The 24,818-nt window shown below is 75.7% G+C and carries 21 protein-coding genes and 2 pseudogenes; 2 read left to right on the top strand and 21 right to left on the bottom strand.

The window, feature by feature from the left end; translation table 11 throughout:
• Positions 1-32: 32 nt before the first annotated feature.
• The 6 genes from ACUJ8O_RS07680 to ACUJ8O_RS07655 all read right to left on the bottom strand — a co-directional run bounded on the left by ACUJ8O_RS07680 (position 33) and on the right by ACUJ8O_RS07655 (position 5,157).
• Entirely contained in the window at positions 33-992 is a 960-nt protein-coding gene (locus ACUJ8O_RS07680) for an ornithine cyclodeaminase family protein (protein ID WP_158184186.1), read from the bottom strand.
• Between the two features lie 30 nt (positions 993-1,022).
• Complete coding sequence (locus tag ACUJ8O_RS07675) at positions 1,023-1,814, bottom strand: glutamine amidotransferase (RefSeq protein WP_158184187.1); 792 nt, start codon at positions 1,812-1,814, stop codon at positions 1,023-1,025.
• 74 nt (positions 1,815-1,888) lie between these two features.
• Complete coding sequence (locus ACUJ8O_RS07670; RefSeq protein ID WP_155933740.1) at positions 1,889-2,461, bottom strand: GNAT family N-acetyltransferase; 573 nt, start codon at positions 2,459-2,461, stop codon at positions 1,889-1,891.
• Between the two features lie 70 nt (positions 2,462-2,531).
• Positions 2,532-3,431, bottom strand: a complete 900-nt coding sequence (locus tag ACUJ8O_RS07665; RefSeq protein ID WP_225941407.1) for a DUF6707 family protein — start codon at positions 3,429-3,431, stop codon at positions 2,532-2,534.
• 2 nt (positions 3,432-3,433) lie between these two features.
• Complete coding sequence (locus tag ACUJ8O_RS07660; protein WP_036316089.1) at positions 3,434-3,973, bottom strand: NUDIX hydrolase family protein; 540 nt, start codon at positions 3,971-3,973, stop codon at positions 3,434-3,436.
• A gap of 56 nt (positions 3,974-4,029) precedes the next feature.
• Positions 4,030-5,157, bottom strand: coding sequence for an NADH:flavin oxidoreductase/NADH oxidase (locus ACUJ8O_RS07655; RefSeq protein ID WP_206496398.1), 1,128 nt, complete (start codon positions 5,155-5,157; stop codon positions 4,030-4,032).
• Between the two features lie 125 nt (positions 5,158-5,282).
• Between ACUJ8O_RS07655 and ACUJ8O_RS07650 the strand changes: the two genes are divergently transcribed.
• A complete protein-coding gene (locus tag ACUJ8O_RS07650) occupies positions 5,283-5,471 on the top strand; it encodes a hypothetical protein (RefSeq protein WP_445373288.1) in 189 nt (62 codons plus the stop codon).
• A 12-nt stretch (positions 5,472-5,483) separates the two neighbouring features.
• Here ACUJ8O_RS07650 and ACUJ8O_RS07645 read toward each other — a convergent pair whose 3' ends face one another.
• The 10 genes and pseudogenes from ACUJ8O_RS07645 to ACUJ8O_RS07600 all read right to left on the bottom strand — a co-directional run bounded on the left by ACUJ8O_RS07645 (position 5,484) and on the right by ACUJ8O_RS07600 (position 14,866).
• A complete protein-coding gene (locus ACUJ8O_RS07645) occupies positions 5,484-7,820 on the bottom strand; it encodes a hypothetical protein (protein WP_445373287.1) in 2,337 nt (778 codons plus the stop codon).
• A 2-nt stretch (positions 7,821-7,822) separates the two neighbouring features.
• Positions 7,823-8,428 (bottom strand): DedA family protein, encoded by a 606-nt coding sequence (locus ACUJ8O_RS07640; protein WP_445373286.1) that lies wholly within the window; start codon positions 8,426-8,428, stop codon positions 7,823-7,825.
• Positions 8,425-9,474 (bottom strand): pseudouridine synthase, encoded by a 1,050-nt coding sequence (locus ACUJ8O_RS07635; protein WP_129867180.1) that lies wholly within the window; start codon positions 9,472-9,474, stop codon positions 8,425-8,427. Before ACUJ8O_RS07635 ends, ACUJ8O_RS07640 begins: the two co-directional genes overlap by 4 nt.
• Positions 9,475-9,530: 56 nt before the next feature.
• A complete protein-coding gene (locus ACUJ8O_RS07630; protein ID WP_228070618.1) occupies positions 9,531-9,920 on the bottom strand; it encodes an AMP-binding enzyme in 390 nt (129 codons plus the stop codon).
• Between the two features lie 69 nt (positions 9,921-9,989).
• Positions 9,990-10,556 (bottom strand): annotated as a pseudogene (locus ACUJ8O_RS07625) (AMP-binding protein); the annotation flags it as partial.
• Positions 10,557-10,629: 73 nt separating this feature from the next.
• Positions 10,630-11,106 (bottom strand): annotated as a pseudogene (locus ACUJ8O_RS07620) (AMP-binding protein); the annotation flags it as partial.
• Positions 11,103-11,570, bottom strand: coding sequence for a MaoC family dehydratase (locus tag ACUJ8O_RS07615; protein ID WP_020625414.1), 468 nt, complete (start codon positions 11,568-11,570; stop codon positions 11,103-11,105). The gene ACUJ8O_RS07615 and the pseudogene ACUJ8O_RS07620, both read right to left, overlap by 4 nt.
• A gap of 21 nt (positions 11,571-11,591) precedes the next feature.
• On the bottom strand, positions 11,592-12,347 hold the full coding sequence (gene fabG / locus ACUJ8O_RS07610; protein WP_020625413.1) for a 3-oxoacyl-ACP reductase FabG: 756 nt from the start codon (positions 12,345-12,347) through the stop codon (positions 11,592-11,594).
• Positions 12,348-12,402: 55 nt separating this feature from the next.
• Positions 12,403-13,617: an acetyl-CoA C-acetyltransferase gene (locus ACUJ8O_RS07605; RefSeq protein ID WP_020625412.1), complete on the bottom strand. Its 1,215-nt coding sequence runs from the start codon at positions 13,615-13,617 to the stop codon at positions 12,403-12,405.
• Positions 13,618-13,663: 46 nt separating this feature from the next.
• The gene (locus ACUJ8O_RS07600) at positions 13,664-14,866 is read right to left on the bottom strand and encodes an acyl-CoA dehydrogenase family protein (protein WP_036316076.1); all 1,203 of its coding nucleotides are present in this window, start codon (positions 14,864-14,866) and stop codon (positions 13,664-13,666) included.
• Positions 14,867-15,043: 177 nt separating this feature from the next.
• Between ACUJ8O_RS07600 and ACUJ8O_RS07595 the strand changes: the two genes are divergently transcribed.
• Entirely contained in the window at positions 15,044-16,306 is a 1,263-nt protein-coding gene (locus ACUJ8O_RS07595) for a PucR family transcriptional regulator (RefSeq protein ID WP_020627988.1), read from the top strand.
• Here ACUJ8O_RS07595 and ACUJ8O_RS07590 read toward each other — a convergent pair.
• From ACUJ8O_RS07590 to ACUJ8O_RS07570, 5 genes are all read right to left on the bottom strand, one after another.
• A complete protein-coding gene (locus ACUJ8O_RS07590) occupies positions 16,296-17,546 on the bottom strand; it encodes a glucose-1-phosphate adenylyltransferase family protein (protein WP_445373285.1) in 1,251 nt (416 codons plus the stop codon). The two genes, ACUJ8O_RS07595 and ACUJ8O_RS07590, sit on opposite strands and share 11 nt — an antisense overlap.
• Before the next feature lie 77 nt (positions 17,547-17,623).
• On the bottom strand, positions 17,624-18,565 hold the full coding sequence (locus ACUJ8O_RS07585) for a DNA-formamidopyrimidine glycosylase family protein (RefSeq protein WP_445373284.1): 942 nt from the start codon (positions 18,563-18,565) through the stop codon (positions 17,624-17,626).
• Between the two features lie 14 nt (positions 18,566-18,579).
• Positions 18,580-19,092 (bottom strand): VOC family protein, encoded by a 513-nt coding sequence (locus ACUJ8O_RS07580; protein WP_069941965.1) that lies wholly within the window; start codon positions 19,090-19,092, stop codon positions 18,580-18,582.
• A 137-nt stretch (positions 19,093-19,229) separates the two neighbouring features.
• Positions 19,230-24,284, bottom strand: coding sequence for an ATP-dependent helicase (locus ACUJ8O_RS07575; RefSeq protein WP_078025451.1), 5,055 nt, complete (start codon positions 24,282-24,284; stop codon positions 19,230-19,232).
• Complete coding sequence (locus tag ACUJ8O_RS07570) at positions 24,281-24,739, bottom strand: 23S rRNA (pseudouridine(1915)-N(3))-methyltransferase RlmH (RefSeq protein WP_174232859.1); 459 nt, start codon at positions 24,737-24,739, stop codon at positions 24,281-24,283. The genes ACUJ8O_RS07575 and ACUJ8O_RS07570 overlap by 4 nt, the downstream gene beginning before the upstream one ends.
• Positions 24,740-24,818 lie beyond the last annotated feature (79 nt).

Genomic DNA, 24,818 nt, shown 5'->3' with positions numbered 1-24,818 from the left:
GGTAGTGCGCAGGCACCGCAGGCCGCCCCGGCTCAGCCCAGCACCTCCCGCGCCACCGCGCTCGCCACCACCAGGTCCTGCCAGGGCATGCCGGTGGTGACGAACAGGGCGGGCGCGCCCTCCCGACGACGCGCGGTCCCGGCCACGAGCTCGGCCAGCGTCACCGTGTCCTCGATCCCGGCGAGGGCGCCGGAGGCCACCGCGAGGGTGACGTCGCCGGCCTCGCGGGCGGCCGAGTCCCGCGACTCCACCGCCACGGTCGCGCGGCGGGCCAGGGCGTCGTCGGTCTCGCGGGCGTCCGTGGTGTGCGAGCCCATCGCCACGACCGTCGCGTGCTCCGGCACGAGCGTCCCGTCGAACAGCGGGGCCGTCGCGGCCGTGCACGTCACCACGACGTCCGCCTCCGCCACGGCCTCCGGGCCCGCGGCGCTCGCGGTCACGCCCAGCTCCGCTTCGATGCGCGCGGCCAGGGCGGCGGCCCGGTCGGCGTCGCGGCCCACCACGGACACCCGTTCCAGCCCGAACACGTCCTGGAAGGTGAGCGCGTGCTCCCACGCCTGCACGCCCGTGCCGACCACGACCAGGTGCCGGGGCGAGGCGTCCGCGAGCAGCCGCACCCCGAGCGCGGACACCGCGGAGGTGCGCAGGCCCGTCAGCTCGACGCCGTCCAGCACGGCCCGCGGCGCCTGGCCGGGGGTGCCCGGGGCGCCGAACAGCACGTAGACGCCCTGGATGACCGGCAGTCCGCGCTCCGGGTTGTCCGGCGTGAGGGTGAGCAGCTTGGTGCCGACCTCGCTCCCGCGCGTCGAGGGCATCTGCAGCAGCTGCCCGGCGGCGGTGGACACGCGGGTGCGGGGGGCGTCGGCCTCCGGGTCCAGGCCGGCGGCGAGGGCCGCCTCCAGCGCGTCGACGGCGGCGCGCGGGCTCAGGGCGGCGCGCACGGCGGGGCCGTCGATCCAGGGCAGGGAAGCGGTGGCGCGGTGCGTGTCCATGCGGCCACGCTACGGGGTGGGCCGGGCGGCTCAGCCGAACAGCGTGCGGAAGTTCGCCAGGATCCGGCGCGGGTGCTCGGGGTCGACGGCGGCCAGCCCCGCCACCGTGGGCTCGTACTCGCCCGGGGCGAAGTACCCGTGGTCGCGGTAGATCTCGAGGCGCTCGAGGATCCCGGCCTGGTCCAGCTCCGGGTGGAACTGGGTGGCGTACTGGCGGGTGCCGAGCCGGAACATCTGCACGGGACAGTCGGCGCCCGCGGCGAGCAGCACCGCGCCGGGCGGCAGCGCGCTCATCGCCTCCTTGTGGCCCACGTACGCCGCGAACGTGCGCGGCACCCCGGCCAGCAGCGGATCGGCGACGCCCTCGTCGGTGAGCGTGACCTCGACGGGCGCGGCCGACTCGCCATGGGCGTTGTCCACGACGCCGCCGGCGTGCCGGCCCAGCGTGCCGACGCCGTAGCAGCAGCCGAGGAACGGCAGGTCTCGGCGCCGGACGACGTCGAGCATCCGCCCCAGCTCCGCCTCCACGGCGCGCTGCACGGGGGACTTGGTCTCCTCGGGATCGGAGCCCGTGAACGGGCTGCCGGGCAGGATCACGGCGGCGACGTCCGCCAGCTCCGCCTCCCAGTCCAGGCCGTCGGCCGCGGCCGGCTGCTGCACCGCGCGGTCCAGGCGCAGCACGCGCAGCCGGCCCTCCGAGTAGCCGCCGAGCCGCTCGACGGCCTCGACCTCGGCGGCCGCGGCGTCGTCCTCGGGGCGCGTCTGGACGAGGAGGAACGGCCGAGGGTGCGGGCTCGGGACGGCGCCGGTCGGGGTGGTCATCTCGGCAGACTAGCGGGGCATCGGGCCGGGAGGGCGTGACGGCGTCGTGGGGCGTCGTCGGGGGCGGGCCGCGGTCAGCGGTCGGCCCAGGGGCGGGCGTCGGAGGCCCACGGCAGGGGACGGACGCGTTCCTCGGGCAGCGGGTCCGCGGCCAGCCGGCCGTAGCGGTGCACGTCGAGCCGCCGCCCGCCCGCGCGGAGGCGGCCGCGCTGCGTGCCTTCGTGTCGGAGCCCGGCGGCCCGGGCGACGGCCCCCGCCGTCGGGCTGTCCGCCCGGTGGGCCAGTTCGATCCGCTCGAGGCCGCCCTCGGCCAGCTCGGCGTCCGTCACGGTGGTCGCCGCACGCGACATGATCGCGTCCCCGCGCCAGCCCTGATGCAGCCAGGCGGTGAGCGCGCCGGTGCCGTGCGCCTCGTCGCGCACGACGGCGACCAGGCCGATCAGCGTGTCCGTCCCGCGCTCCACCACGGCGACGGCGTCCGTCCCCTCCGCCTGGACCAGTCCGTCGACGTAGGCGCGGGCGGAGGCGTCGTCGGTGACCTCTGCGGGGTCGGCCATGCCGACGGTGCCCGCGTGGAAGGCCGCCAGGACGGCGGGCGTGCCCGTGGCGCGGAGGGGGCGGAGCTGGGCGGGTGCGGGGCCGGTCATGCCGGGAGCATAGCCCCGACAGGGGCTGGAGAGTGAGGTGCGCCACACGAGTCGGACCCCGGAGGGCGTGTCACCGGCGCGTGGCGGCCTTCGCCTCGAGCTCGTCGGCGAGGGTGCGCAGCGTGCCGAGCTCACGGGCGATCCGGGAATCCAGGTCCGCGTCCGTGAGCGTCTCCGAGCCGCCGCGGGCGCGCAGGTAGAGCAGCTGGTCGAACCGGGCGCGGCGCCACTGATACTCGGCCTCGGCGTCGCGGGCCTGCAGGGCGCGGGAGATCTCCCGGTCGTAGAGCGGCGGCTCGTTGAGCTGACGCTGGCGCACCTCAAGCACACGGGCCGCCCGGCCCGGCTCGGAGGGGACCTCGTCCGCCTCGAGCAGGCGCCGACCGAGGTTGGCGGCGGCGATGTGCTCGCCCTCCTCGCGCAGGATCAGCGACGCCAGGGACAGCGCGGCCTGGATGGACTTCCACCGCCCCACGGCCCCGTCCCACGGCAGGTTCGTCAGCAGGCCCAGGGTGGCGAGCGTGCCCTCGGTGTCCTCGTGCAGCAGGTAGAGCCGCTCGGCCATGCCGAACACGTCCTCCAGCTGGGAGCCGGAGCGCAGGTTCAACCCGTGGGAGAGCCGGGCCGCGGTGGCGGTCAGCTCGGTGTCCTCGAGGTGGCGCTTGCCGACGGCGACGATCCGCTCCTCGGGGGACCCCGCGTCCACGGGGGAGAAGGTGGTGTCCGGGACGGCCCTGCGCTCCTCCGGGCGGTCCGTGCGGACCCGGATCACGGAGCCGTGGGCGATCTTGACCTCGCGGCCGCCCTCGAGGGTGGCGATCACGAGCGCGGGGGTGCCGAAGTCGTCCCGCATCACCCGGGTCGAGGCCACGGGCGGGGCGGGCTCGCCGCGGCGGGTCAGGAAGCTGTCCCCGGGCTGCACGTCCTGGGACTTCAGATGGCGGAGGTAGCCGCCGACGACCGGTGCCATGCTCAGCGCCCCCATCCCACGTGGGCGAGGGCCTGGCGCACCAGGTCCCCGCGGCCACCGATGAACTCGGCCTGGATGTCCTCGCCGAGGGCCTCCTCGGGGGTGAGCCAGGTCAGCTCGAGCGCGTTCTGGCGCGGCTGGCACTCACCCGTCACCGGCACCACGTAGACCAGGGCCACGGCGTGCTGGCGGTCGTCCGTCAGCCCGGTCTCGGACGGTGCCGGGAAGTACTCGGCGACGGTGCAGGGGACCACCGACGGCGGCAGCTGCGGGAAGGCGAGCGGGCCGAGGTCCTTCTCCAGGTGGCGCATCAGCGCGGCGCGGATGGTCTCCCGGTACTGGACGCGGCCGGAGACGAACGTCCGCTGGAACGTGCCGGTCTCGTCCGCCACGTAGAGCAGGCCGATCTCGGTGACGTAGCCGAGGGAGTCCAGCCGCACCGGGATGGCCTCCACATACACCATGGGCAGCCGGCGCCGGGCCTCGTAGAGGTCCTCGTCGGACAGCCAGCCCGGATTCGGGTCGGGGGTGCGCACACTCATGGTTCTGTTCTACCGGAGTTCCGCGCCGGGGGCACACCGGGTCCCGCGTGTTCCGCTCACCACTTGGCTCGGAAGTACTGCCGGGCCATCGGCACCTGCTCCGAGGGGACGTCGAGGGCGAGGGCGGCCGCGGTCGGCCAGTTCGGGTTCGCCAGGGCGGCGCGGCCCACGCAGACGGCGTCGGCGCGGTCCTCGTCCACCACGGCCGCGACCTCCTCGGCGCCGGTCAGCGAGCCGACGGCGGACACCACGATCCCCTCGGTGCCCTCCTTCACGGCGGTGGCCAGCGGCACCTGATAGCCCGGGCCCTGAGGGCCCTCGTAGGTGTCCCCGATGCCCGCGGAGGACAGGTCGAACCAGTGCACCTGCCCCTGCAGCTCCTGCGCCAGGCGGACGGTCTCCTCGATGCTCCAGCCGCCCTCGACCCAGTCCGAGCCGGAGATGCGGATGCCGAGGACCTTGTCCGCGGGCCACACCTCGCGCACGGCCGCCACGACCTCCTTGAGGAAGCGGGTGCGGCCCTCGAAGTCCCCGCCGTACTCGTCGGTCCGGGTGTTGGTCAGCGGCGAGAGGAACTGGTGGATGAGGTAGCCGTGGGCGGCGTGCAGCTGCACGGCGCCGAAGCCGGCACGGTCGGCGCGCTCGGCGGCGTCGGCGAAGGCCTGGACGGTCTCCCGGATCTCGTCCACCCGCATCGCGTGGGTGCGGATCTCCATGGAGTTGGTGGCCACGCCGGAGGGGGAGAGGGTCTCCCAGGAGTCGGGGCCCTCGAGGATCGGCTGCCCGGCGCGCGCGCCCGGGTGCATGGGGACGGTCGAGGCCTTGGCGCCGGCGTGGCCGAGCTGGATGGCGGGCAGGGCGCCCTGGGAGGCGATGAACGCGGCGATCGGCGCCCACGCGTCCCGCTGCTCGTCGTTCCACAGGCCGGTGTCCCACGCGGAGATGCGTCCCTCGGGTGTGACGGCGGTGGCCTCGGCCACCACGATCCCGAAGCCGCCGGCCGCGCGGGCGCCCAGGTGCTGGAAGTGCCAGCCGTGGGGGACGCCGTCGCGCGCCTCGCATGAGTACTGGCACATCGGCGGCAGGATCAGGCGGTTGCGCACGCGCACGCCGTTGATCTCGATCGGTTCGAAGATCGCGGGCACGGCGGGGGCGTCGGTCTGCGGGGTGGCGGTCTGAGTCATGCACCCCACCCTACGAGCGGGTCCGGACACGGGAGGGCTCGCGTCCGCCGCGGGCGGAAGGGCGGGCCGGCCCGTGCGACGAGAGAAGTCGTCACCGCTGCTGCGTCCACCCCTACCCTGGGCCCATGCCCTCCTACCGCGCCCGCCTGCAGATCGGCGACCTCCTGCCCGGCCACCGGCCCGAAGAGGTCATGGACCTGGCCGAGGCCGCCGTCCAGGCCACGCACGTGCTCGCGGCCAAGGACATCGAGGTCGTCGCGCGCGTCCCGCGGATCGTGCTGCGCTTCACGGTGCCCGCTGGGCTCGGGCGCTGAACGGGGCCGGGCTCAGGCGCCGGCCGGGTGCGGCCGGCGGGCGGCGTCGCGCTCGATCTGGCGGGCCCAGGAGCGGCGCACGGCCGCGGCGGTGACCAGCAGCAGCGCCCCGAAGGCGGCCGCGAGACCCACCCACACGCTCTGCTGCGCCCCGAGCGGGCTGGGCAGCAGGCGGGGCAGGGCGAGGCAGAGCAGGGTCCAGGCCATGCCCAGGGCCACACCCATGCGGCCGCGCCCCCCGAGCACGAGGCGCAGGGCCGCCAGCAGCAGGGCCACCAGCACCAGCAGGGCGAACAGCTCGGTCGGGAACCAGTCGACATGCACACCCCAGGCGTGGAGGGCGGCGCCCACCGCGGTGGGTGCGCCGGCGAGGAGGGTGCCCAGCAGCACGCCGAGCGCGCCGTCCTCGGCCACCCGTGCGACGCGGCGGGCCGCCGGGCGGGCGCCGAGCCGCCGGACCACACGGAGCATGAGGACCAGGGCGAGCAGCCACGGGACGACGTCGAAGCCCCCGGGGGCCAGGACGGCCAGGGGGAACCACAGTGCCAGCACCAGCAGGGTCCCCGCGACCGCGCCCCGGATGCGGCGGTGCCGCGGCGACGCCCCCTGGCCCCGTCCCCACTGCCGGAGCACGTACATCCCGGTCAGCAGCCACAGCACCGGCCAGATCGCCGGGTGCAGCGGGGACAGCCCGAACACGCTCGCGCCGGGGCCGTGTCGGCCGTCGGCGGTGAGCGGGTAGGCGCCGGCGTCGAGCGCGCCGAGCCCCGGGACGCGGCCGGCCAGACCCAGGCCCCACGCACTGGAGAGCACGAACAACGCCCACACGACGGTCAGCAGCGTCTGGCCGCGTCGGTCCGCAGCGGTCGGTGAGCCGGCCGGCCCCTCGGGCGGGGCGGGGGTGTAGCCGGGGATCAGGGGCAGGGCGCCCGTGACCGGCCCCGCCGGGGAGAGGGCGATGGCCTCGGCCCGGACGGCCTGCGCCTTCGTGGAGAGCCGCTGCCGCCGCCGCCACTCGGGCAGGGCCACCCGGGCCCGGGCGAACAGCTCCTCGTCGGTGAGCCGCTCCTCCGGGTCGGACAGCAGCGGACGGTCGGCGGCGGCCGGGAAGACCTCGGGGCCCTCGAGTTCGCGCGCGGCCCGGGCGAGCGCGCGGGACTCCCGCTCCTCGTGCTCGCGACGGCGGCGGGCGGCGTCCTCCGCCGCACGGCGCTCGGCCTCCCGGGCGCGGTCCTCGAGGAGCCGGGCCTGGGCGAGGGCGCGTTCGGCGTGCAGCACGGTGTGGGCGCGGACGCGTGCGGCCTGGCGACGACGTCGCTCGGCCTCGCGGCGGGCAGCCTCCTCCGCCTCGCGACGGCGCCGCTCGGCCTCCTCGGCCCGACGGCGCCGCTCGGCCTCGACGCGTTCGGCCTCGAGGCGACGGCGTTCGGCCTCGGCCGCCTGCCGACGGCGCTCCGCCTCCGCCTCCGCCTCGAGCCGGAGCCGCTCCCGCTCGGCGAGCGCGGCCTCCTCGCGGGCCCTCCGCTCCGCCTGCACGCGGGCGCGCTCGGCGGCGACCTCCGCCTCCCGGCGGCGCCGTTCCTCCCGCTCCTGGCGGCGGGCGTCCGCCTCGGCGGCGGCACGGGCCTTCTCCTCGGCCGCCACCCGACGGCGCCGCTCGGCTTCACGCCGACGGCGCTGCTTCTCCTCCTCGCGGCGGCGGCGGGCCACCCGCGCGGCCTGGGCCCGGCGGGCCTCCTCGTCGAGGCGGGCCTGGAGGGCGGCGGCGTCGCGGGCCCGGGCGGCGTCGCGGGCCTGTGCGGCGGCGGCGGCCTCGGCGGCGACCCGCTCATGCTCGGCGGCCCGGCGACGGGCGGCCTCGGCGGCGCGCTCCCGGCCGGCTCGCAGGCGGGCCCGCCGGCGCTCCTCGGCCGCAGCGCGGCGGCGTGCGGCCTCCGCGGCCTTCTCCGGGTCCCGGCCCGGGGCGGGGAGGATGCGCTCGACCGTACCGACGAGCGGGTCGGTGAAACGGGCGAGGTCCGGGCTGCCGAGGCGGTCCAGGATCTCGCTGAGGTCGCGGCGTGGGCGCTGCTGGGCGGGAGCGCCCGGGGTGCGCAGACGGTCCATGGCGCGGTGCACATCCGCGCGGCGGTCCTCGCGCACGCGGCGCTCGGCGGCGGTCTCGGGTCGGCCCGAGCGCAGGGCGCGCTCGTGACGGCGCAGATCGCGGCGGGAGATCTCCCCGGGCGCGGCCAGGGCGCGGCGAGGGCGCGCGGCGGGAGCACGCGTCGCGTCGTCGTCGGGACGGGGCGCCGAGGCGTCCCGGAGGCGCTCGAGGGCGGCGCGGGACTCGGAGGACGCGTCCTGCATGCTCACCCCTTCCGGCCCCGGCGACGGTGGGCCATGATCCCCGCGATCATCAACCCTGCAAGGGTACCGAACACCATGCCGACCACCGCGGACGCCCACCACGGCAGGCCGGTGGCCCGGCCGGTGATCCAGCCGAGCCCCACCATGGACGAGGACCACGCGAGCGAGCCCGCCCCGGACAGCCACAGGAACACGGGCCAGCGGATCCCGCCGAGCCCGGCCGCCGCCATCGACGCCGTCCGCCCGCCCGAGACGAACCGCAGCACGGACAGCCCCGCCAGGCTGCCCGCCGGCCCCACCCGCACCAGCAGAGCCCGGATCCCCCGGTGGATCCGCCGCCACCACGCCCAGCGGTCCAGGCGGTGGGCGAGGCCGTGGCGGAACAGCGCGTAGAGGCCGACGTCCCCGGCCCAGCAGCCCAGCCACGCCGCCAGCACCGCGGCCACGGGGGAGACCCGGCCCTCGGCTGCGAGCGCCCCCGAGCCGATGACCACCACCTCCGACGGGACGGGCGGGATCGGGGCGTCCAGGGCCACGAGGAGCGCGGTGAGCGGGTGGAACCACGCTCCGAGCGCGTCCATCAGGGCGGCCGGGTCCCCGCCTGTCACCGCGGTCGCTCCTGCAGCTCGGCGGGGGAGGTGAACTCCCGCTCCTCGCCCGTCACCGGGTCCGTGAAGCGCAGCGACCGGGAGAGCAGCTGCAGGGGCCGTGTGACGTCGTCCGGGGCGAGGTCGAGCAGGTCCGGGTAGAACGGGTCGAACGCGATGCCCAGGCCCAGGGCGGCCAGGTGGATGCGCAGCTGGTGGGTGCGCCCCGTGCGCGGGGTGAGCCGCAGGTGCGCCACGCGCCGCCCCGCCAGCGTCCCGGCGGAGACGCCGACGCCCAGCAGCTCCACCCGGGACTCGGCGTTCGCCCCGGCGTGGGGCCGGTTCGACCGCCGGGTCCGCACCGGCGCGCCCGCCCGGCGTCCCGAGGCGGCCGGCGGGATCTCCTCCACCACGGAGCGCAGGATCCCCTTGTCCTTGCGGATCCGGCTGCGCACGGTCAGCGGGAACCGCCCCAGGACGGGGTCCGCCGGGGCGCCGGGGCGACGGGCGCCGTCGTCGGGGGCCTCCGGCAGGAGCACCACGGCCTCGTAGGTCTTGGCCACGGCCCGCCGCTCGAAGAGCAGGTGGTAGGCGCCGCGGGTGGCCGGGTTCGCGGAGAACATCACGACGCCGGCCGTCGCCCGGTCGAGCCGGTGCAGGGGCACGAGGTCATCGAGGCCGAGCTCGTTGCGCAGCCGCACCAGCGCGGTCTCCTGGACGAAGCGGCCGCCCGGGGTGGTGGGCAGGAAGTGCGGCTTGTGGATGACCACGAGGTGCTCGTCGCGGTGCAGGAGCGTGTGCGTCACGGGCAGCGGGGCCTCGTCGGGGACGTCCCGGTAGTACCAGAGGTCGTCGTGCACGCCGAGCGGCGTGTCCGCCGGGATGGGGGCGCCGTCCGCGGCCACGACCTGCCCGGAGGCGAAGCGCCGCCGGATGCCGTCCGGGTCCACGTGGCCGAAGCGGTCCAGGACGTACTCCTGGACGGACGCCCAGGGTCCGGAGGCGGGCAGGCGCAGGCGGGTCGCGTTGACGCCGTTACGCAGGGGAAGGGGGGAGGGGACGGCCACGTTCCCGATTCTCCCAGGAGGGGAGGACAGGGAAGCGCGGCCGTCGTCGCGGGCGGCTACGGCGTCGCGGAGTGCGACTCGGGGGAGGCCGGCTCGGCCAGCGTGGTCGCCAGGTCCCGCTTGCGGATCTTGCCGGTGGCGGTCTTGGGGAGGCTGTCCACCACGACCACCTCGCGCGGGTACTTGTACGCCGCCAGGGAGACCTTGGCGTGCTCGATGACCCCCGCCGGGGTCACGCTCATGCCCGGCCGGGTGCTCACGACCGCCACCACCTCGCTGCCGAGGGAGGGGTGCGGACGCCCCACCACGGCCACCTCGGAGACCGCCGGGTGCGTGGCGATGACCTCCTCCACCTCGCGGGGGTACACGTTGTACCCGCCGCGGAGGATGAGCTCCTTCTTGCGGTCCACCACGTAGATGAACCCGTCCTCGTCCCGGTACCCCATGTCCCCGGTGCGCAGCCACCCGTCCACGAGGGTGGCCGCCGTGGCCTCGGGGTTGCGGTAGTAGCCCTTCATGATGGTGGGGCCGCGGAAGAGCAGCTCCCCCACCTGGTCCTCCCCGGGGCCGAGCAGGTGTCCCTCCGCGTCCACCACGCGGCACTCGGTGCCCCACAGCGGCTTGCCGATGGACATGACGCGGCGCTCCTCCCGGGAGACGTTCACCGCCACCGAGCTGGTCGACTCGGAGAGGCCGTACCCCTCCAGGATGGTCGCCCGCGGGAACTTCGCCTCGAAGCGCCGCAGCACCTCCTGGGGCAGGGCCGAGCCTCCGGAGACCACCTGGCTCACGGACGAGAGGTCCCGCCCGGTGTCGGGGTCCTCCACCATGCCGATCAGCATGGTCGGCACGGCGGAGATGCGGGTGATCCCGTGGCGCTCCACCAGGTCGAGCGCGGCGGCGGCGTCGAAGCGGGGGAGCAGGACCATGGTGCAGGCGTGGCGGACGCAGATGTTCAGCACGCTCGTGAGCCCGTACACGTGGAAGAAGGGCAGCACGGCCAGGACCACGTCGTCGGGCCGGATCGGGATGCGCGCGCCGGAGACCGTCGTGTTCATGTAGATGCCGAAGTGGGTGAGCTCGGCGCCTTTGGGGGGGGCCGGTCGTGCCGCTCGTGTAGATGATCACCGCGGTGTCGTCGGCCTGGGTGGGGGCCATGTCCACCGAGGGGCCGGGGGCCAGCAGCTCCGCGAAGTCCCGGGTCCCCGCGGGCCGCTCCCCGGCGCCCGTGGAGACCACGTACACCGTCGGACCGCCGTCGGACCCGCCCGCCTGGGCCGCGCCCTTGACCGCCGCCTCGGCCGCCGTATCCACGGTGATGAGCACGGCCGTGTCCGAGTCGGACAGGTGATGGGCGATCTCGCGCGGCGTCAGCAGGGGGTTGAGGGGGACCATGACGAAGCCGGCACGGACGAGGCCGAAGTAGGCGAACAGGAACTGCGGGATGTCCGGGAGCTGCACCGCCACCGAGGTGCCCGGGGCCAGGCCCAGCCCGCTGAGGTTCGCGGCCACCAGGTCGGCGGCGGCGTCCACCTCCGCGTAGATCCAGGCACGGTCGCCCAGGATCACGCAGGGGCGGTCCGGGTGCTCGGCGGCGCTCTCGCGCAGGAGCACGGAGATGTTGAACGTCATGACGCGTCCTTTCCCGGGCGGAGGAGGAAGAGCGAGTCCGACACGCAGGCCGGCTTCGCCACTCCCTCGATCTCCACGGTGGTGGTCACCATGGCCAGCGCCCCCTGGGGGCCGCGGTCCAGGCGGGTGAGCTCGGCGCCGGCGCGGATGCGCGCGCCGACGGGGGTCGGATGGGGGAAGCGGACCCGGTCCGATCCGTAGTTGACGACCATGGCCATCCCCTCCACCCGGTAGATCTCCCGCACCATCGAGGGCAGCAGCGCGAGGGTGAGGAAGCCGTGGGCGACCGTCGAGCCGAAGGGTCCCCGGGCCGCCCGCTCGGGGTCCACGTGGATCCACTGGTGGTCGTCGGTCGTGTCCGCGAACAGGTCCACCTGCTCCTGGGTGACGGTGCGCCAGCGGCTGTGGCCCAGGTGGGTGCCCACGGCCCGCTCGAACTCGTCCAGTCCGTCGAAGGTCTGCATGGCGTTCTCCTCGTGGGGGGCTCAGGCCTTGGGTCCGCCGGCCACGTAGAGGACCTGGCCCGAGATGAAGGAGGCCTCCTGGCGGGCGAAGAAGGAGGCCGCGGCGGCGATGTCCTCGGGGGTGCCGGTGCGGGCGACGGGGATCTGCTCCGCCGCCTTGGCCACGTACGTCTCGTAGGGGACGCCGATCCGCTCGGCGGTGGCCCGGGTCATGTCCGTCTCGATCAGGCCCGGCGCGATGGCGTTCACCGTGATCCCGAAGCGGCCCAGCTCGATAGCGACGGACTTGGTGAAGCCCTGGATCCCGGCCTTGGCCGCGGCGTAGTTCGCCTGCCCCCGGTTGCCCAGCGCGGACGTGGAGGAGATGTTCACGATCCGCCCCCACCCCTGCTCCGTCATATGGCGCTGGGCGGCGCGGGTCATGAGGAAGTGCCCGCGCAGGTGCACGTCCATCACCGTGTCCCAGTCCTGGGCGCTCATCTTGAACAGCAGGTTGTCCCGGAGCACGCCCGCGTTGTTGATCAGCACGGCGGGCGCACCCAGCTCGGCGACGACGGCGTCCATCACCTGGGCGACCGACTCCTCCCGGGCGACGTCGGCGGCGAAGGCGCGGGCCGTCCCGCCGGCCTCCTCGATCTGCCCGACGACGTCGGCGCACGCCTCGGCCGAGAGGTCGACGGCGGCGACGGCGAAGCCGTCCTCCGCCATGCGTCGGGCCAGGGCGGCGCCGATGCCGCGCGCGGCTCCGGTGACGACGGCGATGCGGGGCTCGGTCATGGGGTTCCTCCGGGAGGGTCGGTGCGGGTGCGGGTGCGGACGGGGCGGGAAGGACTCAGGACAGGCGCTCGATGACCATCGCCATGCCCTGGCCGCCGCCGACGCACATGGTCTCGAGGCCGATGTGCTTGTCGTGCTCGCGCAGCGAGTTCAGCAGGGTGGCGGTGATCCGGGCTCCGGTCATACCCCAGGGATGGCCCAGCGCGATTGCCCCGCCGTTGACGTTGAGCTTGTCCAGGGGGATCCCCAGGTCCTCGGCGGAGGGGAGCACCTGCGCCGCGAACGCCTCGTTGATCTCCACGAGGTCGACGTCGTCGATGCTCATCCCGGCCCGCGCCAGCGCCTGCCGGGACGCCTCCACGGGGCCCAGGCCCATGATCTCGGGAGAGAGGGCGGAGAGGCCCGTGGACACGATCCGGGCGAGCGGGGTCAGCCCCAGCTCGGCGGCGCGAGTGTCGCTCATGACGACGAGCGCCGCGGCGCCGTCGTTGAGGGGGCAGGCGTTGCCGGCGGTGACGGTGCCGTCGGGCCGGAAGACGGGGTTCAGCTGGGAAACGGCCTCGAGCGTGGTGCCCGCGCGCGGGCTGTCGTCCCGGGTGACCCGGATGCCGTCGGGCAGGACGAGCGGGGAGATCTCCCGGTCCCAGAAGCCGGAGGCCTGGGACTTCTCCGTGAGCTGCTGGGAGCGCACGGCGTACTCGTCCTGGGCCTGGCGGGAGACGCCACGCAGCTGCGCCACGTTCTCAGCCGTCTGGCCCATGGCGATGTAGACGTCCGGCAGCTCGCCCTCCTCGGCGGGGTCCGTCCACACGGGGGCGTCGCCCTCGGCCCGGCGGGCCGAGCGCTCCCACGCGGAGCGGAACGCCGGGTTGCGGGTGTCCTCGTCGGAGGCGCCGCGGTCCAGCCGGCTGGCCGACTCGACGCCGGCGGAGACGAACACGTCCCCCTCCCCGGCGCGGATGGCGTGGAACGCCATGCGGGTGGACTGCAGGCTGGATGAGCAGAAGCGGGTGATGGTGGTGCCGGGCACGGAGGGCAGGCCGGCCAAGACCGCGACCACGCGGCCGAGGTTGCCGCCCTGCTCCCCGCCGGGGGCGCCGCAGCCCAGGATGAGGTCCTCGACCTCGGCGCGGTCCAGCTCGGGGACCCGGTCCAGGGCGGCGGTGACCATCTGGGCGGCCATGTCGTCGGCGCGCAGGTCGCGGAGGGACCCCTTGCGGGCGCGGCCGATGGGGGAGCGGACGGCGGAGACGATGACGGCTTCAGGCATGGTGGTGCTCCTTCGGGAAGGGGGGCGGGGAGAGGGCGGGGAGGTCTCAGGCGAAGGCCGACACGCCGGTGATGGCGCGGCCGACGATCAGCGACTGCATGGAGTCGGTGCCCTCGTAAGTGTAGACGACCTCCATGTCCGTCAGATGGCGGGCGACGTGGTTCTCCAGCAGCAGCCCGTTCCCTCCCAGGATGTCCCGGGCCATGGAGGTCACCCGGCGGGCCTGGCGCGCGGCCGACATCTTCGCGAGCGAGGCCATCGGGCCGGTCAGGCGACCCTGGTCCTGCAGCTCCAGGAGGCGGAAGCACGTGAGCTTGATGTTGGTGACGTCGGCCAGCATGGTGGCCAGCTGCCCCTGGACCAGCTGGTGGCCGGCGATCGGCTTGCCGAACTGGACGCGCTGCCCGGCGTAGGCGACGGCGGCCTCGTACGCGGCGACGGCGTGGCCGAGCGTCTCGACGGCCACGCCGCCGCGGGTCGTGCTCAGGACGCGGTTGACGTCCTTGAAGGAGGAGCAACCGGGGAGCCGGTCCGCCTCGGGGATGCGCAGGCCGGAGATCACGATGTCCGGCTGGAGGATCGCGCGCTTGCCGATCTTGCCGGTGATCACGGTCGGCTCGAAGCCGGCGGGGAACTCCGTGTCCGGCTCCCGCTCCAGCACGAACGCCTTCACCTGGCCGTCGGCCACGTCGCGGGCGTAGATGACGATGACGTGGGCGTAGGAGGCGTTGCCGATCCAGCGCTTCGCGCCGTCGAGCACCCAGGTGTCGCCCTCTCGGCGGGCGGTGGTCTCGAGGGCCACCGAGTCGGACCCGTGGTCGGGCTCGGTGAGCGCGAAGGCGCCGATCATCTCCATCCGGGCCATCCGGGGCAGCCAGCGCTCCTTCTGCTCGTCCGAGCCGAAAGCGTTGATCGAGCCCATCGCCAGCCCGGAGTGCACCCCGAAGAAGGTGTTGAAGGATCCGTCCCCGCGGGCCAGCTCCATCGACACCAGGGCTCCGGCCATGCGGCTCATGCCGGGGCAGCCGTACCCCTCGATGACGGTGCCCGCCACGTTCAGCTCCGCCAGCTTGGGCACGAGCTCGAACGGGAACTCGGCGCGCTCCCAGTAGTCGTTGATGACGGGCATGAGCTCGGCGTCGACGAACGCGCGGACGCGGTCGCGCACCTCGCGCTGCTCCTCCGTCAGCTCGTCGTCGAGGAGGTAGATGTCGTGGTCGGGCAGGACGCCCGAGCGGGTCTCGCTCATGTCGGCTCCTCTGGGGGGGCTCGGGTGGGATGGGTCCGGGTGCGGACGAGGTCTCCGCCCACCGTATGACCGGCGCCACAGTGGCACTATGGGCACGGAGCACAGAGTCGGTTGTGCAGCCAGGACACGAGTCCCGCCCGGCCGGACGCCGCCGGCGGGGGCGGCGAGGAGGACGGCATGGTGCAGGAGGCAGGGGTCCCCGAGGAGTCCGGGGACGCGGAGCGCCGTCTGCGGGAGGCCTGGTCGGCGCTGCTGGAGGACGCCGACCGGATCGCCGACGAGATCGCCGCCGCCACGCTGGGCGGCGACCAGGGCGGGGCGTGGTCCACGCCGGAGCTGCGGGCCAGGCTGCGTCGTAGCACGCGGGAGCACGTCCGTCGGGGCCTGCGGGGCCTGGCCGGCGTGCCCTCCGGGGAGGGCGCGGGAGGGCGCCTGGTCGACACGTGGCGGGCCACCGGCGTCGAGCGCGCCCGCCAGGGGGTGCCCCTGGAGACCGTGATCTCCACCTACACCTCGGGCAACCGGCTGCTCTGGGAGGAGCTGGGACGGCGGGTCCGCGAGGGCAGGCTCGACATCACGACCGAGGAGCTCCTCGAGGCGGGGCGCCGGCTGTGGGAGGACCTGAGCGTCACGGGCGAGGTCCTCAGCGCCGCCTACCGGCGGGAGACCGCGCGCCTCACCCTGCGCGACCTGCGCCGTCAGGAGGACTGCCTGGCCGGGCTGCTGGAGGGGAAGGGCGCGGACCCCGTCTACGCGGAGCAGGCCGAGGAGATCCTGGGCGTCCGGGCGACCGCCCCCCTCGCCTGCGTCGTCGCCCTCGCCGAGGACCCGGGGAGCGACGTGCTCCATCACCCCGAGGACCGCATGGGGCGACTCGGGGCGACGTCCCGCTGGGCTGTGCGCGAGGGGGCGCTCTACGGTGTCGTCGAGCCTCCCTCGACGGACGAGGAATGGCTCACGGAGGCGCTGGGCCCGCTGGTCGAGGGCCAGGTGGGAGTGGCCTGGGCCCGGCAGGGGATCCCCGAGACGGCGGCGGCGTTCCGGCTGGCGACGCGGGCGGCGCACACGCTCCCGCCGGGCGAGCGGCGGCTCGCCTGGGCCTCCCATCGGCTGCCGGAGGTGCTGCTGGAGTCCAGCCCGGAGGTCGCCGCGCTGCTGGTGGAGGAGGTGCTGGGACCGCTCCGGGCGCTGCCCGCGGACCAGCGCGCCACTCTGATGGAGACCCTGCGGGCGCTGCTGCGCCGCTCGGGCTCCGCGACCCTCGCCGCGGAGGACCTGATCTGCCACCGCAACACCGTCATCTACCGCACCAAGCGCCTGGTGGAGCTGACGGGGTGCAGCCTGCAGGACCCGCGGGGACGCCTGATGCTGGAGCTGGCCGTGCTCGCCGCAGACCGGGCCGGCGGGCCGGTCCGGAGGGCGCGGCCGATCAGTCCCTGACGGGGGCGCCCGAACCGGTGGTCTCGTCCGAGGAGGCGGGCCCGCGCTCGCCCGGCTCGAGGACCACGACCTCGTCGGCCGGCTCCGCGCGCCCCGTGGCGCCCTCGGCCGGGATGGCGGCGCCGACGTCGGCGATCACCGTGTCCAGCACCGCGCCCGAGGGCACCGTGCACTCGCCCAGCAGGATGCTCCCGCGCACCACGGCGCCGGCCTCGACCACCACGCTGGGGCCCACGACCGAGTCGGTCACCTCGCCCGCGATCCGGCAGCCGGGGCTGAGCAGGGAGCCGGTGACGGTCGCCTCGGGGGCGACCCAGGCCGGCGGAGCGGCGTGCGGATTGGTCAGCAGCGGCCAGCCTTCGGCAGCGACGTCCAGGCCGGTGCCGTCGAGGATCTCCCGGTGGGCGCGGACGTACGCGTCCAGGGTGCCGATGTCCCGCCAGTACCCGACGAGGCGGTGCTCCCGCACGCGTCCCCGCGCCACGAACGCCGGGATGATGCTCTCCCCGTAGTCGCCGAGGGAGGAGCCCACGGGGTCGCCGTCCTCATCGGTCTCGCCCTCGTCCTTGGTGGCCGCCTCGTCCTCGCCCGCCACGAGGTCGCCGACCACCTCGGAGAGCGCGGCGACGTCGAACACGAACACCTCGGTGGCCACGAGTGTGCCCGCCGGGTCCTCCGGCTTGTAGGCGTAGTCGGTCACGGCGCCGTCGTCGTCCACCCGCACGACGCCGAAGCGCGAGGGGTCCTCGTCCGTCTCGGTGGTGACCACGGTGAGCTCGGCGCCGGAGCGGGCGTGCTCGGCCAGCACGGGGCGCAGGTCCAGCTGGTACAGGTGGTCCGCGGAGAGCACCACGACGGTCTCGGCGCCGAACTGCTCCAGCAGCGGCAGCTGCTGGGCGATCGCGTGGCCGTTGCCGCGGGCGAAGCCCTCCTCGGCGCGGCCCTGCGCGGGGGGCAGGAGCCGCAGGCCGTGGCGGGTGCCGTCGAGATCCCACGGCCGGCCGCCGGCCAGGTGCTGGTTGAGCGTGAAGGGGCGGTACTGCTCCACGACCCACACGTCCCGCAGGCGCGAGTGGGCCAGGTTGGACAGGACGACGTCGATCAGCCGGTACTGGCCCGCCAGCGGCACCATCGGCTTGGCGCGGGCCGCGGTGAGCGGCATGAGGCGGCCGCCGGTGCCGCCGGCCAGCACGAGCGCGACGACGGCACCCTCCGGGTCCGTGGGGAACGGGTCGGCCATGACTTCTCCTCGGGTCGGGGGCGGGTTCAGCGTAGGGAGCGGGGACGACACGTGGCCACCGTTCGGGTGCGTCCGGCTCAGCGCTGGCAGTGCGGGCACCACCACAGCCGCCGCGCGTCGTCCTCGGGGGAGCCGTAGTCCTCCTGGCGGACCGGGCCGCGGCAGCGCAGGCACGGGGCGCGGTCGTGCCCGTAGACCCAGTACGACGGCGCCCCGCCGCCGCGCGCGCCGGGCGTCCGGCCGGGTGCCGTGCCGGGTGACGGACCGGCCGGGACCAGCACCTCGACCCCGAAGGGTCGCGCCGGGTTCGGACGCACGCCCGTGGTCCGGCGCCGGGCGCCCGCGGCGGGGGCGGCGGGCGGGACGTTGGCGCGCAGCAGGTCCCGGGCGAGCAGCACGAGTCCGGCGACGTCCTCGACCTCGCCGATCGGCCGGTGCGGGTCGATGCCGGCCAGCAGGAGGGTCTCGCAGCGGTAGATGTTGCCGATCCCGGAGACGAGCCGCTGGTCGAGCAGGGCCAGGCCGACCGGCCGCTCGGGCCGGGCCGTGAGCCGCCGCACGCCCTCGGCGAGCAGCGCGGCGCCGTCGTCGGGCGTGTCCCAGGCCGGGTCCAGCAGGTCGGGGCCGAGGTGGCCGAGGACGGTGGCCTCGTCGGCGGTGGGCACGAGGGTGAGCAGGCCCAGCTGGGCGCCGAGCACGCGGTGCTCCGCCGTCTCCAGCACCGCCCGCACCTGCCAGGCGGGGGCGCCCCACCGGGCGTCGATGGCCGAGACGAGCCAGCGGCCCTCCATCTTCAGGTGCGAGATCAGGGTGAGCGGACGGGCCCCGGGGCGGGCCGTGGGCGGGGTCAGCCGCATCAGCAGGTACTTGGCGCGCGGCAGGACCTCGGCCACCGTCCAGCCGGTCAGGTCCGCGGTGGCGTGGCGGGGCACGCGCAGATCCGCGTGCGTCAGGACCCGGCCCTCGAGCACGGGGCGGAGCCGGTGCGCGACGCGGACGAGGGAGTCGCCTTCAGGCACGGGCCGTCACCGGCTCAGGCCGCGTTGAGCTGCCAGGTCACGCCGAAGCGGTCCCCGACCCATGCGAAGCGGCGGGAGAAGCCGTCGTCGTCGGGCGGCATGCAGTCACGGCCGCCGCCGGCGAGGAGCGCGTCGTGGATGGCGTCCACCGCGGTGGCGTCCGGCAGCTCGACGAACAGGCTGATGGCCGGGGTGAACGTGAACCCGTGCGGGGTGAAGGAGTCGAAGAAGCGCAGCCGCTGGCCGGCGATCTCGAGCTCGCCGTGCAGGACCTTGCCCGCCCAAGCGGCGCCGCGCGGGGAGGATTCGTCGAAGAGGTCGCGGCGGACCTCGGTGACCGGCAGGTGCTCCACGAACGCGGTGAGGTAGGCGTCCATGGCCGCACCGGCGTCACCCTCGAACAGGAGGAACGGGGTGACGGAAGGGTCCGAGGGGTGCGGCAGGGAGTCCTCCAGGGCCTCGGGGGCGGGGGACGTGCCCGTGGGGGCGGTGCCCACGTCCTCGGGCGGGGCGGCGTCGATGCTCATGGGCCGAACCTACCCCCGGGCCCCGCCTCCGCGACAGGGCCACCCCGGGCAACGCGGGTTGAGTTGTCGCGGGTGTTCGACGGCGGGACCCGCGACAACTCAACCCGCGTTGCGGACGGGCGGACGGGCGTGGGTTCTCAGTTCCGGAACCGAATGCCCGATGGGCTCGAGTAGAACCCCGCGGCCAGCAGCGCCTCGGCCAGCGGCGTGCCGAGCACGGGCCCGCCGTTGACCTTCTCCAGGCTCAACCGCTCGGTGTGGCCGGTGCGCAGCGCCCACACGAGCGCCTCCGCCGCGGCCCGCAGCTCGCCCGATTCCTCCGTGAACGCGAGCAGCGTGCGCCCGCCACGCTCCATGTAGAGGGCCAGCCGCCCCGCGATCAGCACGACGACGGCGCCCGCCTTCCGGCCCGGGCGGTGGCCCGTGGGCACGACGCCGTCCGGCCCGGCCGGCACGGACGGCCAGTCCAGCGCGGCGCCGTAGGGGTTCGCCGGATCCGTCGCGGCCAGGGCGAGGGCGAGCGGGGCGGTGTCGACGGCGGCGTCCTCCTCGTCCCGCTGGAACCCGCGCAGCCGGTCCACCACCGCGCCGGTGGAGAACTGCGCGCCGCCCAGCCCGTCGACGAAGTGGCCGCGGCGCACCTGGCCCGCGTCCTCCATCCGGGTGAGCAGCCGGTACTGCCCCGCGAACCCGCCGGGGACCTCCTCGGCCACCACGGAGCCGCGCGTGATCACGCCGTACCGGTCCAGCAGCAGCTCGGCGGTGGCGTGGGCGCGGATCGTGGGATCCTGCTCGGCGGCCGGCAGCAGGGACCAGCGGCCGGCCGAGCGGGCCTGCTCGGCGGCCGAGAGCCCGACGGTCCCCGCCGTGAGACCGGCCGTGCCCCGGGCGCCGCCCTCGGACGAGGTGAGCCCCGCGTACCGGCCACGCCCGCGCACCCCGGCCAGCCGCCCGCCGAGCCCGCGCCCGGCCGCCGCCCCCGCGGCCCCGCCCGTCCGCGCGGTGCGGGCCCGCGGCGTCTGCCGGCCGGTGCGGTGCGCGGTCTTGCCGAGCGAGAGCAGGCCGCGGACGGGGGCGAACGTGTCGTTGCCGACCCGGCCGTCCCACACCAGGCCCCACAGCGCGGCCAGCACCGCGGGGCCGCGGGCCAGGTCGGCCGGGTCGCGGTGCGGGTCGGGCCCGCCCGTCCCGCCCGCAGTCCCCGTGCCGCCGTCGCCGGCCGCCGCCTGCACCGCCCGCACCCGCTCCACGAGCTGGGGGAAGAACCAGGCCCCGCCGCCGGCGAGCACCTCGAGCACGGCCGCGCGCAGGGCGGCGTCGGCGGGCGTCTCCTCGGCGGGCTCGGGCAGGCGCAGCGTGAGGTCCACGGCGTCGGCGGGGTGCAGGGCCACCCAGCCGTCGTTGCCGGTGGCCTCCCCGACGCCCGACCACACGTACTCGCCCGTGGCCAGCAGCTCGTCGAGCAGGGCGGGGGCGTAGTCCCGCACGCGGGCGGGCAGCACCAGGGACTCCCACGCGCTCGCGGGCAGGGGCGTGCCGGCCAGCTGGTCCAGGACGGTGGCCACCCCGTCCACGCCCTCGAGCGTGGCCGGCGGCCGCCAGGCCCCGTCGCGCCCCGTCCGCGGCCGCAGGTGCTGCCAGTCGGCGAGGAACCGGGCGTAGGCGGCCTGGTCCACCGGCTCGACCTCGGCGCGCAGCGCGGCGAGGGAGCGCATGCGGATCCGCCGCAGCACCTCGGCGTCGCACCACTCGGCGTCCAGGCTGGCGGCCCCGGGGGTGCCCTCCGGCCGGAACGCGCCCGTGCTCACGCGGCGCTCGGTGGCCAGACGCTGCAGCACCGAGAGCACGACGGCGCCCCCCAGCCCCAGCGCGGCCCCCGCCTCGGCGGCGGTGAAGGGGCCGTGGGTGCGGGCGTAGCGGCCCACGAGGTCCCCGAGCGGGTCGTCGACCGGGTCGAGGAATGCGGTGGGCACTCCGTGCGGGATCGGCGTGCCGAGCGCGTCCCGCAGGCGGGCGGCGTCCTCGACGGCGGCGAACCGCTCGACCCCGTCCTGGCGCAGGCGGAACGCGCGGCCGGCGCGCTCGAGCTCCGCCAGCATCCCGGCGACGGCGGCCTCGTCCGCGGCCTCCTCCGCCTCCCCCTCGGCCCGTGTGCGCCGCGCGGCCTCGGCCACGGACAGCGGCCCCAGCAGGCGCAGCAGGTCCGCCACGCCCTCGACCCCGCGGGCGCGCCGGTCGGGCGCGAGCCGCTGCAGCTGGGCCTCGACCTCCGCGATGACCTCGGCGTCGAGCAGCTCGCGCAGCTCCTCCGTGCCCAGCAGCTCGGACAGCAGCGCGGGGTCGAGGGAGAGCGCGGCGGCGCGGCGCTCGGCCAGCGGGGAGTCGCCCTCGTAGATGAACTGGGCGATGTAGCCGAACAGGATGGACTGGCTGAACGGCGAGGGTGCAGTCGTCGTGACCTCCACGAGCCGGACGGCCCGTGAGGACACCCGCCCCGCGAGCTCCTTGAGCGCAGGGAGGTCGTAGACGTCCTGGAGCACCTCGCGCACGGTCTCCAGGATCACGGGGAACCGCGGGTGCTTCCGTGCCACGTCCAGCAGCTGCGCGGACCGCTGCCGCTGCTGCCACAGGGGGGTCCGCCGCCCGGGGTCACGGCGCGGCAGCAGCAGGGACCGGGCCGCGTTCTCCCGGAACCGGGCGGCGAACAGCGCGGACCCGCCGACCTCCGCCGTGACGATCTCGTCCAGCTCCTCGGCCGTGAACTCGAACAGCTCCGCGCCCGGCGGCTCCGCGTCCATCAGCGGGATGCGCAGCACGATCCCGTCGTCGGCCGCCATCGCCGCGCCCGAGCCGGTCTCCAGCCCGTACCGCTGCGCCAGCCGCGCTCCCACCGCGAGCGCCCACGGGGCGTGCACCGCCATGCCGTAGGGGGAGTGCAGCACCACGCGCCAGTCGCCGAGCTCGTCCGTGAACCGCTCCACCACGAGCGTCTGCTCGGTGGGCAGCACCCCGGTGGCCTCGCGCTGGTCCTTCAGGTAGGCCAGCAGGTTGTCCTGCGCCCACGGGTCCAGGCCCGCGGCCCCCAGGCGGGTGCGGCCGGCCTCGGGGTCCGCGTCCAGCTCGCGGCGGAAGCGCCCGACGGCGTCGCCCAGCTCCGCCGGCCGGCCCGCGGCGTCGCCCCGCCAGAACGGGAGCTTGCCGGGCTGCCCGTAGGCGGGCAGCACCAGGACGCGGTCCGCGGTGATGTCCACGATGCGCCAGCTCGTGGCGCCCAGCAGGATGACGTCCCCCACGCGGGACTCGTAGACCATCTCCTCGTCGAGCTCGCCGACCCGGCGCCCGCCGGAGCGGGCCGAGCCCGCGGACGCGGTGCCCGCCGACTCGGCCGTGTCCCCGGCCGCCGCGCCGCCGGGGGTGCCGTCCGCGCCGCCGTCGGAGGCCAGGAACACCCCGAACAGGCCGCGGTCCGGGATGGTGCCGCCCGAGGTGACCGCGAGGCGCTGGGCGCCGGGGCGGGCGGCGAGCGTGCCGTTCTCCCGGTCCCACAGGATGCGCGGGCGCAGCTCGGCGAACTCGTCCGAGGGGTAGCGGCCGGCCAGCAGGTCGAGCACGGACTCGTAGGCGGAGAACGGCAGCGTCGCGAACGGCGCGGACCGGCGCACGAGGTCGAACCACTCCTGTGCGTCCAGGTCCGCGACGGCGACGGCGGCCACGGTCTGCTGGGCGAGGATGTCCAGCGGGTTGGCGGGGATCCGCAGCGACTCGATGCGCCCGGCCGTCATGCGCTCGGCCACGACGGCGGTGTCCACGAGGTCGCCCCGGTGCTTGGGGAAGAACACGCCCCGGGAGACCTCGCCCACCTGGTGGCCGGCGCGGCCCACGCGCTGCAGACCGGAGGCCACCGAGGGCGGCGACTCCACCTGGATCACCTGGTCCACCGCGCCCATGTCGATGCCCAGCTCGAGCGAGCTCGTGGCCACGACGCAGCGGATCTGGCCGGTCTTCAGCGCCTCCTCGACGATGGCGCGCTGCTCCTTGGACACGGAGCCGTGGTGGGCGCGGGCGAAGTCGGAGACGGTGCCCGATCCCGTGCCGGTCTGCCCGGCCACCTGGGCGGGGCCGTGGAAGCCGGTCGGGTCCGGTGTGCGGAAGCCGGGGACGGCGTCCGGGTGCTCGGCCGCGGCGGCCGCCTCGGCGCGGGCCTCCCAGATCTCGTTGAGCCGGCCGGTGAGGCGCTCGGCCAGGCGCCGGGAGTTGGCGAACACGAGCGTGGAACGCCGCTCGGCCACCAGGTCCACGATCCGCTCCTCGACGTGCGGCCAGATGGACCCGCCCGTCACCGCGCCCTCGTCGCCGAGCCCGCCCGTCGAGGAGCCGGGTCCCAGGTCGTGGGCTGCGGCGGGGGAGGAGAGGTCCGTCAGGTCCGGCACCGGCACCGTGACCGTCAGGTCCCAGCGCTTGGCCGAGGCGGGCCGCACCACCGTCACCGGCTGCGTGCCGCCGAGGAACCGGGCCACCTCGGCGGCCGGCTCGACCGTGGCGGACAGGCCGATCCGCTGCACGGGCGCGTCCAGCAGGGCGTCCAGGCGCTCGAGGGAGACGGCCAGGTGGGCGCCGCGCTTGGTCCCGGCGACGGCGTGCACTTCGTCCACGATCACCGTGCGGACCCCGGTCAGCGCCGCGCGGGCCTGCGAGGTGAGCATGAGGTACAGCGACTCAGGCGTGGTGATGAGGATGTCCGGCGGATCCTGCTGCAGGCGCCGCCGCTCGGCCGCCGGGGTGTCCCCGGAGCGCACGCCCACCCGGACGCGTGGCACCGGCCTGCCCTGGTGCGCGGCGGTCTGCGTGATGCCCACCAGCGGGGCCCGCAGGTTCCGCTCCACGTCCACGCCGAGCGCCTTCAGCGGCGAGACGTAGAGGACGCGGGTGGCCGCCGTCCCCTCGGCGGCGGGCTCGCGCACGAACGAGTCGAGCGCCCAGAGGAAGGAGGAGAGGGTCTTGCCCGAGCCGGTCGGCGCGATCACCAGGGCGTGCCGCCCCGAGGAGATCGCGTCCCACGCGCCGAGCTGGGCCGGCGTCGGGGTCTCGAACGCGCCCGTGAACCAGGCGCGCGTGGGTTCGGTGAACCGGCCCAGGACGACGTCGGCCGCGGGCGTGGCCGTGCCCGCTGCGCTCTCCGCGGGCCCGCTCATGCGTGGTGGTACGGTCGGCCGGCGGAGATCTCCTGGGCCCGGTAGACCTGCTCCGCCAGGATCAGCCGCACGAGCTGGTGCGGGAAGACGAGCGGGGACAGGGACCAGACGCGGTCCGCGCGGGCGTGGACCCGGGCGTCCACCCCGTACGCGCCTCCGATCACCATCGTCACCGGGGCGCCGACGTCGAACCGGCTCTGCAGGTGCCGCGCCAGACCCGGCGAGTCGAACGCCGTCCCCCGCTCGTCCAGCAGGATCAGGTGCTCGTCCGCGCCGACCGCGCCCAGGATCCGGTCCGACTCCTCCGTGCGCGCCGCCTCCTCCTGCCGCGCGGAGTGCGGCAGCAGACGCCACGAGAGGTCGTAGGGCTTCTTGAGGCGCCGCTCGTAGCGGTCGATCCCGTCGACGACCCACGCCTCATGCTTCTTGCCGATGGCCAGCACCCGAACAGACATGGCCCCATGATCGCACCGGCCGCGGACACGGTACGGGGGTCGGCCCCCGCCGCTCGGTTACGCTCGCCGGGGCGGGGTG

Source organism: Micrococcus sp. EWR3.9.1 (assembly GCF_052615555.1).
This window is presented reverse-complemented; position numbering and strand designations above follow the sequence as displayed.

What these genes read in the sequence shown, in the direction of transcription:
- ACUJ8O_RS07680 (WP_158184186.1), bottom strand. Translation starts at nt 992, where the DNA reads ATGGACACGCACCGCGCCACCGCTTCCCTGCCCTGGATCGACGGCCCC.
- ACUJ8O_RS07675 (WP_158184187.1), bottom strand. Translation starts at nt 1,814, where the DNA reads ATGACCACCCCGACCGGCGCCGTCCCGAGCCCGCACCCTCGGCCGTTC.
- ACUJ8O_RS07670 (WP_155933740.1), bottom strand. Translation starts at nt 2,461, where the DNA reads ATGACCGGCCCCGCACCCGCCCAGCTCCGCCCCCTCCGCGCCACGGGC.
- ACUJ8O_RS07665 (WP_225941407.1), bottom strand. Translation starts at nt 3,431, where the DNA reads ATGGCACCGGTCGTCGGCGGCTACCTCCGCCATCTGAAGTCCCAGGAC.
- ACUJ8O_RS07660 (WP_036316089.1), bottom strand. Translation starts at nt 3,973, where the DNA reads ATGAGTGTGCGCACCCCCGACCCGAATCCGGGCTGGCTGTCCGACGAG.
- ACUJ8O_RS07655 (WP_206496398.1), bottom strand. Translation starts at nt 5,157, where the DNA reads ATGACTCAGACCGCCACCCCGCAGACCGACGCCCCCGCCGTGCCCGCG.
- ACUJ8O_RS07650 (WP_445373288.1), top strand. Translation starts at nt 5,283, where the DNA reads ATGCCCTCCTACCGCGCCCGCCTGCAGATCGGCGACCTCCTGCCCGGC.
- ACUJ8O_RS07645 (WP_445373287.1), bottom strand. Translation starts at nt 7,820, where the DNA reads ATGCAGGACGCGTCCTCCGAGTCCCGCGCCGCCCTCGAGCGCCTCCGG.
- ACUJ8O_RS07630 (WP_228070618.1), bottom strand. Translation starts at nt 9,920, where the DNA reads ATGGGGTACCGGGACGAGGACGGGTTCATCTACGTGGTGGACCGCAAG.
- ACUJ8O_RS07615 (WP_020625414.1), bottom strand. Translation starts at nt 11,570, where the DNA reads ATGCAGACCTTCGACGGACTGGACGAGTTCGAGCGGGCCGTGGGCACC.
- fabG (WP_020625413.1), bottom strand. Translation starts at nt 12,347, where the DNA reads ATGACCGAGCCCCGCATCGCCGTCGTCACCGGAGCCGCGCGCGGCATC.
- ACUJ8O_RS07605 (WP_020625412.1), bottom strand. Translation starts at nt 13,617, where the DNA reads ATGCCTGAAGCCGTCATCGTCTCCGCCGTCCGCTCCCCCATCGGCCGC.
- ACUJ8O_RS07600 (WP_036316076.1), bottom strand. Translation starts at nt 14,866, where the DNA reads ATGAGCGAGACCCGCTCGGGCGTCCTGCCCGACCACGACATCTACCTC.
- ACUJ8O_RS07595 (WP_020627988.1), top strand. Translation starts at nt 15,044, where the DNA reads ATGGTGCAGGAGGCAGGGGTCCCCGAGGAGTCCGGGGACGCGGAGCGC.
- ACUJ8O_RS07590 (WP_445373285.1), bottom strand. Translation starts at nt 17,546, where the DNA reads ATGGCCGACCCGTTCCCCACGGACCCGGAGGGTGCCGTCGTCGCGCTC.
- ACUJ8O_RS07580 (WP_069941965.1), bottom strand. Translation starts at nt 19,092, where the DNA reads ATGAGCATCGACGCCGCCCCGCCCGAGGACGTGGGCACCGCCCCCACG.
- ACUJ8O_RS07575 (WP_078025451.1), bottom strand. Translation starts at nt 24,284, where the DNA reads ATGAGCGGGCCCGCGGAGAGCGCAGCGGGCACGGCCACGCCCGCGGCC.
- ACUJ8O_RS07570 (WP_174232859.1), bottom strand. Translation starts at nt 24,739, where the DNA reads ATGTCTGTTCGGGTGCTGGCCATCGGCAAGAAGCATGAGGCGTGGGTC.